At 52.8% G+C, this 9990-nt stretch carries 9 protein-coding genes and 7 tRNA genes; 12 read left to right on the plus strand and 4 right to left on the minus strand.

Going from position 1 to position 9990, the window contains the following annotated elements; all coding sequences use genetic code 11:
- Positions 1-5: 5 nt before the first annotated feature.
- Complete coding sequence (locus ABD892_RS03455; RefSeq protein WP_345193881.1) at positions 6-983, minus strand: outer membrane protein assembly factor BamD; 978 nt, start codon at positions 981-983, stop codon at positions 6-8.
- A gap of 215 nt (positions 984-1198) precedes the next feature.
- Between ABD892_RS03455 and rluD the strand changes: the two genes are divergently transcribed.
- The 11 genes from rluD to ABD892_RS03510 all read left to right on the plus strand — a co-directional run bounded on the left by rluD (position 1199) and on the right by ABD892_RS03510 (position 6662).
- Positions 1199-2179: a 23S rRNA pseudouridine(1911/1915/1917) synthase RluD gene (gene rluD, locus ABD892_RS03460; protein WP_345193883.1), complete on the plus strand. Its 981-nt coding sequence runs from the start codon at positions 1199-1201 to the stop codon at positions 2177-2179.
- Positions 2151-2921, plus strand: coding sequence for a peptidoglycan editing factor PgeF (gene pgeF / locus ABD892_RS03465; protein ID WP_345193885.1), 771 nt, complete (start codon positions 2151-2153; stop codon positions 2919-2921). The genes rluD and pgeF overlap by 29 nt, the downstream gene beginning before the upstream one ends.
- 103 nt (positions 2922-3024) lie before the next feature.
- Complete coding sequence (clpB, locus tag ABD892_RS03470) at positions 3025-5592, plus strand: ATP-dependent chaperone ClpB (RefSeq protein ID WP_345193888.1); 2568 nt, start codon at positions 3025-3027, stop codon at positions 5590-5592.
- Between the two features lie 50 nt (positions 5593-5642).
- Complete coding sequence (locus ABD892_RS03475) at positions 5643-5804, plus strand: hypothetical protein (RefSeq protein WP_345193890.1); 162 nt, start codon at positions 5643-5645, stop codon at positions 5802-5804.
- Between the two features lie 127 nt (positions 5805-5931).
- A tRNA-Asn gene (locus ABD892_RS03480) sits at positions 5932-6007 on the plus strand.
- A 33-nt stretch (positions 6008-6040) separates the two neighbouring features.
- Positions 6041-6116 (plus strand) — tRNA-Lys (locus tag ABD892_RS03485).
- A 28-nt stretch (positions 6117-6144) separates the two neighbouring features.
- Positions 6145-6220, plus strand: a tRNA-Asn gene (locus ABD892_RS03490).
- Between the two features lie 32 nt (positions 6221-6252).
- A tRNA-Lys gene (locus tag ABD892_RS03495) sits at positions 6253-6328 on the plus strand.
- Positions 6329-6356: 28 nt separating this feature from the next.
- A tRNA-Asn gene (locus ABD892_RS03500) sits at positions 6357-6432 on the plus strand.
- A gap of 34 nt (positions 6433-6466) precedes the next feature.
- A tRNA-Lys gene (locus tag ABD892_RS03505) sits at positions 6467-6542 on the plus strand.
- A gap of 44 nt (positions 6543-6586) precedes the next feature.
- Positions 6587-6662 (plus strand) — tRNA-Lys (locus ABD892_RS03510).
- A 53-nt stretch (positions 6663-6715) separates the two neighbouring features.
- Here the strand turns inward: ABD892_RS03510 and ABD892_RS03515 are convergent.
- From ABD892_RS03515 to ABD892_RS03525, 3 genes are all read right to left on the minus strand, one after another.
- The gene (locus ABD892_RS03515) at positions 6716-8038 is read right to left on the minus strand and encodes an NAD(P)/FAD-dependent oxidoreductase (RefSeq protein ID WP_345193892.1); all 1323 of its coding nucleotides are present in this window, start codon (positions 8036-8038) and stop codon (positions 6716-6718) included.
- A gap of 44 nt (positions 8039-8082) precedes the next feature.
- Positions 8083-8268, minus strand: coding sequence for a DUF3094 family protein (locus ABD892_RS03520; RefSeq protein ID WP_345193895.1), 186 nt, complete (start codon positions 8266-8268; stop codon positions 8083-8085).
- 99 nt (positions 8269-8367) lie between these two features.
- Complete coding sequence (locus ABD892_RS03525) at positions 8368-8967, minus strand: hypothetical protein (protein WP_345193897.1); 600 nt, start codon at positions 8965-8967, stop codon at positions 8368-8370.
- Between the two features lie 211 nt (positions 8968-9178).
- On the opposite strand from ABD892_RS03525, the gene ABD892_RS03530 reads away from it, so the two are divergent.
- Positions 9179-9892: an SAM-dependent methyltransferase gene (locus ABD892_RS03530; RefSeq protein WP_345193899.1), complete on the plus strand. Its 714-nt coding sequence runs from the start codon at positions 9179-9181 to the stop codon at positions 9890-9892.
- The last annotated feature ends 98 nt before the right edge of the window (positions 9893-9990 follow it).

Genomic DNA, 9990 nt, shown 5'->3' on the forward strand with positions numbered 1-9990 from the left:
TGAACTTATCGCTTGGTGGACTGTTCCGGCGGTTTCGGAGCTGTCGCCTCATTACCGCTGTCGCCCAGCAGGCCGAAGGTGATTACATTCAGCCAGGAGCGACTTCTTGGGGTGTAAGGGTCAGGCTTGATCTCGTCGGCTGGTTTCCCGTCAACCAGGCCAAAGGTGATGATATTCCATACGGACGGATCAACATCGGCATAGACCTTGTAACCCGTGAACTCACCGTTTTCACCAATCAGCTTGCTGTCCGGGTAGTTGGTTTTCAAAACTTCCAGCGCTTCATTAGCCGGCTGTTCCAGGTTCAGATGCTGATAGCCTTCCACCATCATCCCTAGGGCCTCTTCGACGACTGGCGTACCTTGCATGTGCTCGACAATGTAACGACCGCGGTTAATCGCCGCTACATAGGCCTTGCGCTTCATGTAATAGTTTGCGACGTGCAGCTCGTAGTATGACAGGCGGTTACGCAGGGCGATCATCCGCTGGCGGGCGTCGTTGGCGTAAGGGCTGTCCGGAAAGCGTTGCAGCAACTCAGAGAACTCGTTGAAGGACTGGCGAGCCTGCCCCGGATCACGCTTGGACATATCAACCGGGACATACCGCTCAATCAAGCCAAGGTCTGCGGTGTTAGACGCCAGACCACGCATGTAATAGGCGTAATCCACGTTTGGATGTTGTGGGTGCAGGCGAATGAAACGCTCAGCCGAGGCCCGTGCGGCTTCTGGCTCCATGTTCTTGTAGTAGGCATAGACCAGATCCAGCTGCGCCTGTTCGGCGAAGGGACCGAACGGGTAGCGGGATTCCAGTGCCCGGAGTTTGTCAACGGCCTGGCTGTAGTTGCTGTTCTCCAGCGATTGCTGGGCCTGACGGTACAATTCGGCTTCAGAGAGGTTCTCGGGAACCTTCTCTTTCTCGCTGCTGGCGCAGGCTGTCAGGAATGTGACCAGGGCCAGAATAAAAAATCGTTTGCTCAGTAACATGTTTGCTCAATATCCCTGAGGTTTCCGTCCCCCGGAACCGGACGTGGTGTGATAAACTGCGTGACGTTAATTCTTCGTATTTAAACATAGGTCATAACCTAATCCCAAACGCTAAAATCGTGGATTTTTCTGCAATGGCAGGCTCGATTCATCCGCGTTTGTGACGGCTGCCTGTGTTTCCTGAACCCTGTTGGAATTTACTGTTCGGCTAATCAATGACAGAACGGATAGAACTTGAGGCCCGCGTCCCGGATGAGCTGGGTGGCAAGCGGCTGGATCAGATCGCTGCGGCGGTTTTCCCTGATTACTCTCGCAGCAGCCTGCAGTCCTGGATTCGCTCGGGTGACATGAAGGTGGACGGCAAAGTCTGCAAACCGAAAGAGAAGTGTTTCGGTGGCGAGCTACTCACGCTGGCCACCGAAGTTGAGAATGATGATCGCTGGGAGCCGGAAGATATCCCGCTGGATATTATCTATGAGGATGAGGCGATCGCCGTGATCAACAAGCCGGCAGGGCTGGTGGTGCACCCGGCGGCAGGTAATTACAGCGGTACGTTGCTGAATGGCTTGTTGTACCGTTATCCGGATATTGCCAGTGTGCCTCGCGCCGGTATTGTTCATCGGCTGGATAAGGATACCAGCGGTCTCATGGTGGTGGCGAAAACCCTGGCCGCGCACGCTGATCTGGTGGATCAGCTACAGGAGCGGAGTGTCAGCCGTGAGTATGAAGCGGTGGCGATCGGCAGCATGACTACCGGGGGAGAGGTCGAGGCGCCGATTGGTCGTAACCCTGCTACCCGGTTGAAAATGGCGGTGACCGAGGGCGGTAAGTATGCCCTCACACATTATCGGATCATTGATCGATACCGTGCCCATACCCATATTCGGCTGCAGCTGGAAACCGGTCGTACCCACCAGATTCGGGTACACATGGCGCATATCGGTTATCCCCTGGTGGGGGATCCCTTGTATGCCGGTCGGCTGAAGTTGCCCAAGGCGGCGACGCCTGAGTTGGTTGATATGTTACGTAACTTTGGTCGTCAGGTGTTGCACGCTCGTCGCCTGGGTCTGGTGCATCCGGTTTCAGGAGAGTATATGGTGTGGGAGTCCGACTTGCCTGCGGACTTCGTGGAATTACTCGAAGTACTTGAGGGGGATCAGCAGGCCTATGTCGAAACCACAGAACCTGTTTTCTGACGGTCGTTATCTGCAGCCGGACTGGCCTGCGCCGGCCTCGGTGAAAGCCTTCGTAACAACCCGGAGTGGTGGAGTCAGCGACGGCCCCTGGCGAAGTCTGAATCTTGGGCTGCGCTCGGGGGATGAAGCTGACAGGGTGGTAGAAAATCGCGCGTTACTGATGCATGACTGGGCACTGGATCACATTCAGTGGTTGAAGCAGGTGCATGGTGCTGACGTGGTTCAGGCTGATCTGGAGTGTGTGGAGGCAGAGGCTGATGCCTGCTGGTCAGATGTGAGAGGGCATCCCTGCGCCGTGCTCACAGCTGATTGTTTGCCTGTTTTGTTCTGTAACCGTACTGGTACTCATGTGGCGGCAGCTCATGCCGGTTGGCGCGGGCTGGCCGGTGGTGTGCTGGAAAATGCCGCTGCGACCTTTGCTGACTCGCCGGATGCGCTGATGGTGTGGCTGGGGCCGGCTATCAGTCAACCGTGTTTTGAGGTGGGGCCGGAGGTGCGAGAGGTATTTCTGGCGCATGATCCTGAAGCGGAAAGTGCTTTTGTGGCAGGGCAGGGGGATCGCTGGTTTGCGGACATTTACACCTTAGCCCGACAGCGTCTCGCGACATTAGGCATCTATGATGTATATGGAGGGGACTATTGCACGGTTCGTCAGGAAGACCTGTTTTTTTCTTACCGGCGAGATGGCGCAAAGTCCGGCCGGATGGCTTCTGTAATCTGGCTGGCTGAAACTGACATATAATCCTGCCTTGAAAAGGGGGTAGGTCGCCATCATATAGTTCTCATCGAAAGTCAAACGAATCATGCCCGTGGCATTGTCTCGGGCAGTTTTGTCGGAGGTAATGATGAGAGCGGATCGACTGACCAGCAAACTCCAGTCAGCCCTTGCCGACGCCCAGTCGCTGGCGATCGGCCGGGACAATAACCAGATTGAACCGGTGCACCTGTTGCAGGCCATGCTGTCTCAGCAGGGGGGCTCTGTCAAACCACTGTTGATGCAGGTGGGGTTTGATATTGAAGGCCTGAGGGCCGAACTTGAACAGCTGATTGAAGAATTGCCTGTGGTGAAAAATCCCACGGGTGATATCCAGCCTTCCCAAAGTCTGCTGCGTATTCTGAATCTTGCCGATAAACAGGCCCAGCAGAATAACGACCAGTTTATCGCCAGTGAAACCGTGCTGTTGGCCATGATGGACGACAGTGGATCATTGGGCAAAGCCCTGAATGGTCAGGGTGTCAGTAAGAAAGCTCTGGAAACCGCCATAAAAAATATTCGTGGTGGTGAATCTGTCAATGACGCCAATGCGGAAGACAGTCGAAATGCGTTGGCCAAATACACATTGGATCTGACTGAGAGAGCTGAACAGGGCAAGCTGGATCCCGTTATTGGTCGTGATGATGAGATTCGTCGAACCATTCAGGTGTTACAGCGTCGCACGAAAAATAATCCCGTACTGATTGGTGAGCCCGGTGTTGGTAAGACCGCTATTGTTGAAGGGTTGGCGCTGCGGATTGTGAATGGTGAGGTGCCAGAAGGTATTCGGGACAAGCGGGTGTTGTCGTTGGATCTGGGTGCGCTCTTGGCGGGTGCCAAATACCGTGGTGAGTTTGAAGAGCGCCTGAAAGCAGTGTTGAATGACCTGGCCAAGCAGGAAGGTCGGATCATCCTGTTCATTGATGAGCTGCATACCATGGTCGGTGCCGGTAAGGCGGATGGTGCCATGGATGCCGGGAATATGCTCAAGCCGGCGTTGGCGCGCGGTGAGCTACATTGTGTGGGTGCCACGACGCTGGACGAATACCGCCAGTACATTGAAAAGGATGCTGCGCTCGAACGTCGGTTCCAGAAGGTTCTCGTGGATGAGCCCACGGTGGAAGACACCATCGCCATTCTTCGAGGCCTGAAAGAAAAGTATGAAGTTCACCACCATGTGGACATTACTGATCCAGCAATCATTGCGGCGGCCAAGCTTTCCCATCGTTACATTACTGACCGACAGTTGCCGGATAAGGCCATTGATCTGATTGATGAGGCGGCCAGTCGGATCCGTATGGAAATGGATTCTAAACCGGAAAGTATGGATAAGCTGGAGCGTCGACTGATCCAGCTGAAGATTGAGCAGCAGGCGCTGAGCAAGGAAGAAGATGCGGCATCCCGTGAACGGCTTACAATGCTTGAAGAACAGATCGGTAAGCTGGAGAAAGAGTACTCCGACCTGGAGGATGTCTGGAAGAGTGAGAAAGCCGTTGTTCAGGGTGCTCATAAGCTGAAGGAAGAAAAAGAGCAGTTGCTGCTTGAGCTGGAAGCCGCGAGCCGGAATGGCGATCTCGCGAAAATGTCAGAGATTCAGTATGGGCAGCTGCCGGAAATCGAAAAACGGATGCAGCAGGCGGAAACGGCTGAAGATGGTCCGATGAAGCTGCTGCGTAACAAAGTGACGGATGAAGAGATTGCGGATGTTGTCTCTCGCTGGACCGGCATACCCGTTTCCCGAATGTTGGAAGGTGAGCGCGATAAGCTGCTGAGAATGGAGCAGGCGTTGCACAGTCGTGTTGTGGGTCAGGATGAAGCTGTTGTGGCGGTCTCTAATGCCGTTCGACGTTCCCGTGCGGGTCTGTCAGACCCCGATAAGCCGAATGGCTCGTTCATGTTTCTTGGCCCCACCGGTGTGGGTAAAACGGAGTTGTGCAAGGCGCTGGCCGAGTTCCTGTTTGATACCGAGGATGCCGTGGTTCGGGTTGATATGTCTGAATTCATGGAAAAGCATTCTGTTGCCAGGTTGCTGGGTGCACCTCCGGGCTATGTTGGCTACGAGGAAGGCGGTTATCTGACCGAAGCCGTACGGCGCAAACCTTATTCTGTCGTGCTGTTGGATGAGGTGGAAAAAGCGCATCCTGACGTTTTCAACATCCTGCTGCAGGTATTGGATGATGGTCGCCTGACTGATGGCCAGGGACGTACGGTTGATTTCAGAAACACGGTGGTGGTGATGACGTCTAACCTTGGTTCAGACATGATTCAGACACTTAAGGATGATGACTTTGAAACCCTGAAGCATGCTCTGGTTGAAGTGGTAGGCAACCATTTCAGGCCTGAGTTTGTGAACAGGATTGATGAGCTGGTGGTATTTCACCCATTGGCAAAAGCCCAGATTGCCGGCATTGCCAATATTCAGCTGGAACAACTTCGCAAGCGGCTGCATGAGAATGATCTCTCGCTGGAGCTGGATCAGGCGGCATTGGATAAGTTGGTTGAAGCCGGTTTTGACCCTGTCTATGGTGCACGACCACTGAAACGGTCTATTCAGCGCTATCTGGAAAACCCACTGGCGCAGGAAATCCTTGCTGGGCGGTTCCCCCCGGGACATACCATTAAGGCGTCTACTGAAGACGATCAGATGGTGTTTGCTTGATCTGAAGTCGTCTGGCTGCAGGTATGTGGTGGGCTTGAGGTTGGTGTTCAATGCTTTTGGTAGAAGATATTGTGCCAGCCAATCTCAAGCCCACCGGCTTTCGCCGCTCCGACAGGGCTCCTGCCCTGCGTCGCTACCGCGGCATCCCTGCCGCTGCTGCAGCCGGTGGGCTTGAGACCGGCAAAAAACATCTGAGTATCTGTTGGTTTTGATGCCATTTTAGGCCTTCGGGTTATACCTGTTATGTCTTTATGACGATGAAAAGGCTTGACTCTTTCCGGAAAGTTATTATTATTCGCCGCCGTTGAGTGATGCACATCACGGCATCCGAAACGCTGTTCCCCGATAGCTCAGTTGGTAGAGCAAATGACTGTTAATCATTGGGTCGCTGGTTCGAGTCCAGCTCGGGGAGCCAATTTAAAGTAATGATCGAGAGTCGTTACTTGTTGGGTCGTTAGCTCAGTTGGTAGAGCAGTTGGCTTTTAACCAATTGGTCGTAGGTTCGAATCCTACACGACCCACCATTTTTATTTGTGCATTGGCACAGGTCGTTCCCTGATAGCTCAGTTGGTAGAGCAAATGACTGTTAATCATTGGGTCGCTGGTTCGAGTCCAGCTCGGGGAGCCAATTTAAAGTGATGATCGAGTGTCGTCACTTGTGGGTCGTTAGCTCAGTTGGTAGAGCAGTTGGCTTTTAACCAATTGGTCGTAGGTTCGAATCCTACACGACCCACCATTTTTATTTGTGCAGTGGCACAGGCCGTTCCCTGATAGCTCAGTTGGTAGAGCAAATGACTGTTAATCATTGGGTCGCTGGTTCGAGTCCAGCTCGGGGAGCCAATTTAAAAGTGATGATCGAGCGTTGTCACTTGTTGGGTCGTTAGCTCAGTTGGTAGAGCAGTTGGCTTTTAACCAATTGGTCGTAGGTTCGAATCCTACACGACCCACCATTCTTATTCGGGCAGGGTAATACCTGCCAGTATTTCTCCTTCTTGGGTCGTTAGCTCAGTTGGTAGAGCAGTTGGCTTTTAACCAATTGGTCGTAGGTTCGAATCCTACACGACCCACCATTTTCTCTTTTATCTATCTTTACTATTCAGGCTTCCCTGCCAGATTTCGCCATTCAATGCAGTTTCAGTCTTGGTCGTGTTGTGCGTTCAAGCAGATCCTTGACCATGATGATTCCCGTCCGCCACTTGCCATAGAGTGCCATCTGATGGAGGCGATACAGCGATATATAAAACATTCTGGCCAGAAAGCCTTCCAGCATGATGTTTCCGGTGAGGTTGCCCATCAGGTTGCCAACGGCGGTATGGGTACTCAGCGAAATGAGTGATCCATGGTCTTTGTAACTGAAGTTGCCGGGTGCTTTTCCCTTGAGACTGTCAATGATGGATCGGGCGACGAGGCTGGCCTGCTGATGTGCCGCCTGAGCGCGAGGGGGGACTGTGTAGTTTTCTCCTTGTCGATTCACCAGGGTACACGATGCACAGTCACCAATGGCAAAAATATTGTCGTCAAGTGTTGTTTGAAGGGTCGGCTTGACGATCAGCTGATTGATGCGATTGGTTTCCAGTCCATCCATATGATTCAGGAAATTGGGTGCCTTGATGCCGGCTGCCCAGATTTTCAGTTCCGCTTTAACAAACTCCCCTTGATTGGTGGCCAGCCCAGCTTCTGTGACCTCTTTGACGATATGGCCGGTCAGTGTGCGAATTTTCAACTTGTCGAGTTGCTTTTGTACGCCTGTACTGATTCGCATGGGTAGAACCGGTAATACACGATCACTGCCTTCAATAATCGTGATGTTGACGTTTTCCGGTTTGATGGCATCCATGCCATAGCGAGCCATGACTTTCGCTGCATAGTGAAGTTCTGCGGCCAGTTCAACGCCGGTGGCGCCAGCGCCGACAATGGCGATGTTCATCTTTTCGCTGGGATCCTCGGCAGCTTGTGCCCTGAGGTATTCGCTGATGAAGCGGGCGTGCACCTGCTCGGCCTGTTCCCTGCAGTCGAGGGTTAGACAGTGTTCCTGAACACCGGGAGTGCCAAAGTCATTCGAATGGCTTCCTACGGCAATGACGAGTGTATCGTATGTCAGTGTGCGTTCAGGCAGCAGTTGCTTGCCATTGGTATCCACTGTTGCGGCTAGGGTAATTGCCTGTTTCTGACGATCCAGCTGGATCATTCGGCCTGGCTGGAAGTGGAAGTGATTCCAGTTAGCCTGGGCGACATAATTCAGTTCATCGCTGTAGGAGTTCAGGGAGCCCGCCGCGACCTCGTGCAGTAGCGGCTTCCAGATATGCGTCATGCGAGTATCAACCAGCGTGACATGGGCTTTTTTGCGTGCACCGAGTTTTCTGCCAAGACGGGTTGCCAGTTCCAGGCCAGCGGCACCACCACCGACGACAACGACCTTGTGCAGTCCGTTTTCACTGTTGTTCATGTTATTTCAGTTCCGGGCTGGTCATTCAAAGGGTGGTTAGGTGATTACGGGAGGTACAGCTTGCCGAGGTATCGGGCAATTACGCCGAAGACGACAATAACAACTGCCAGCCACAGCATCATGCGCCATGGGTGGAAGGGTTCCCGTTCGACACTGTTGATACCGGTTGAGGTGACCTCGTCGACGCGACGCTGATCGGTATCTGACAGTTTTTTTTGCTCTGTCTGCATAGGGTGTAATCCGCTCAAAAGGCCTGATTATTATGGTTATAGCGCCACTCCGTGGCGGTTGGGAATGGATTATGTGTAAAAAATACTTTACAGGCAAGCTCATGGGCTTGCCAGTTCAGCAGTAACAGGCAGTGTACATTGGTATTCATAATTTTTATGCAACGTGTGTCGTGAGCGGTCGAAGTTGCAGCAGCGCATGATGCCTTGTGCGTCGGGATTATTCGTACAGCTTTCGGTATCAATGGAAAACCGCAGGGGGGAAGGCTCACTGGCTGTGGCATTAATCTGCAGATGGGTCAGGCGGGTATCTTTGTTGAATTGGTAGTTGAGCTTGAACGGAATGGCGCCCAGATGTTCTGCAATGAAGGTGAAGTCACCAGAAGGTCCGTGCTTGCTGCTTTTGGCTGTGCCAACGTAGAGGGTTGCGTGAGGATCGGCGACACTGGGTTCGTTGACCGTGCAGCGGCTTTTTTTGCCCTCGACAGGGTTGCAGCCTGTGAATAGCAGTGTGAACTGGGAGTTGTTGGTGATGGTGATGTTGGCTTCGTAATGGTCGAGCAGTGCGCGCTGTGCGCTTTCCATCTGATCAATGGTGTCGTTGGTTGCAGGGGAAGCTGGATTGTCATCGGCTTGGCTGTTGATGCTGATCACTGCTGTCAGCAGACATAAAAACAGGGTGTTGATCTTGAGCAGTTTCATGGATGCCTCCTTTTTACTCAAATGTGTGATTTGTGAGTATGTGCTGATCGTAGGGATGCAGCTAAACTCCATTTAGGGCAAGGATTGCCAGTCATAGGTATTGATTCTTTAGACCTGAGTGGTGCGTTGGGGTTCCGGGTATTTGTCTGGCTACAGATTTATAGACGATAAGCGGTATTTATGAGGGAAAAAACACCATTCGGGAGAGGGTATGGAAGGCCTACAAAGCAGGCAGATGACATTTTGGGAGCGGGTGAGGCTGTGGCCGCTCTCAATACTGGTTTCAGTGCGAGAGGCGCGCTTAGCCCTGCAGGCACTGCCGTTTGTGATTAACTGGAACTTCCTGCGAACAGAGTTCTGGCGCCGGTTGCTGTTTTCGAGGCGCGATGCCTGGCGATTGAGCCGGGATTATTATTCTGGGCAAGCATCATCGGATGTGCACTGTTTCGGTGAAACCCCACTACTGACGCTGGCTAGAATCCAAAGACGGGCAGGCATTAATGCTGGCGATGAAGTGCTCGAAGTGGGGGCTGCGACCGGGCGTAATTGTTTCTGGTTGGCAACAGTGATTGGTTGCCGTGTTGTTGGCCTTGAACATATTCCAGAATTTGTCAGTCGGGCTGACAGTGTGGTTAGACGAATTGGCTGCCAAGAACAGATGCGCTTCGTTTGTGGTGATATGGAGGAGTCGCTGCCTGGTAAGCCTGATGTCATTTATCTCTATGGCTCTAATCTTGAAGATGATCTGATTACCCGGTTTGCCCAGCGTTGCTGTGAAAAGGGAGAGGGTGTCAGGGTTATCACGGTAAGTTATCCCCTGACAAACTATCTGCCTGGGGCTTTTGAGCTTATTGACGCATTTCCTGCGGTGTTCACCTGGGGTGTGACAACCGTTTATGTACAGAGGATTGTCCGGGCAGCATAGGCCCGGACAATCCTGTAGGGGCTGTTGACGTTTCATTGAAAGCCTTGAACCAAGCCTGAAAATCCGCAGTATGTTGCTACCGCTCATGCTTTCATACG

The organism is Kistimonas scapharcae, from assembly GCF_039540975.1.
Taxonomy (GTDB): domain Bacteria; phylum Pseudomonadota; class Gammaproteobacteria; order Pseudomonadales; family Endozoicomonadaceae; genus Kistimonas; species Kistimonas scapharcae.

Bases quoted from the DNA above. Each gene is read 5' to 3' on its own strand.
- ABD892_RS03455 (WP_345193881.1), bottom strand. From the start codon at position 983: ATGTTACTGAGCAAACGATTTTTTATTCTGGCCCTGGTCACATTCCTG.
- rluD (WP_345193883.1), top strand. From the start codon at position 1,199: ATGACAGAACGGATAGAACTTGAGGCCCGCGTCCCGGATGAGCTGGGT.
- pgeF (WP_345193885.1), top strand. From the start codon at position 2,151: ATGTCGAAACCACAGAACCTGTTTTCTGACGGTCGTTATCTGCAGCCG.
- clpB (WP_345193888.1), top strand. From the start codon at position 3,025: ATGAGAGCGGATCGACTGACCAGCAAACTCCAGTCAGCCCTTGCCGAC.
- ABD892_RS03475 (WP_345193890.1), top strand. From the start codon at position 5,643: ATGCTTTTGGTAGAAGATATTGTGCCAGCCAATCTCAAGCCCACCGGC.
- ABD892_RS03515 (WP_345193892.1), bottom strand. From the start codon at position 8,038: ATGAACAACAGTGAAAACGGACTGCACAAGGTCGTTGTCGTCGGTGGT.
- ABD892_RS03520 (WP_345193895.1), bottom strand. From the start codon at position 8,268: ATGCAGACAGAGCAAAAAAAACTGTCAGATACCGATCAGCGTCGCGTC.
- ABD892_RS03525 (WP_345193897.1), bottom strand. From the start codon at position 8,967: ATGAAACTGCTCAAGATCAACACCCTGTTTTTATGTCTGCTGACAGCA.
- ABD892_RS03530 (WP_345193899.1), top strand. From the start codon at position 9,179: ATGGAAGGCCTACAAAGCAGGCAGATGACATTTTGGGAGCGGGTGAGG.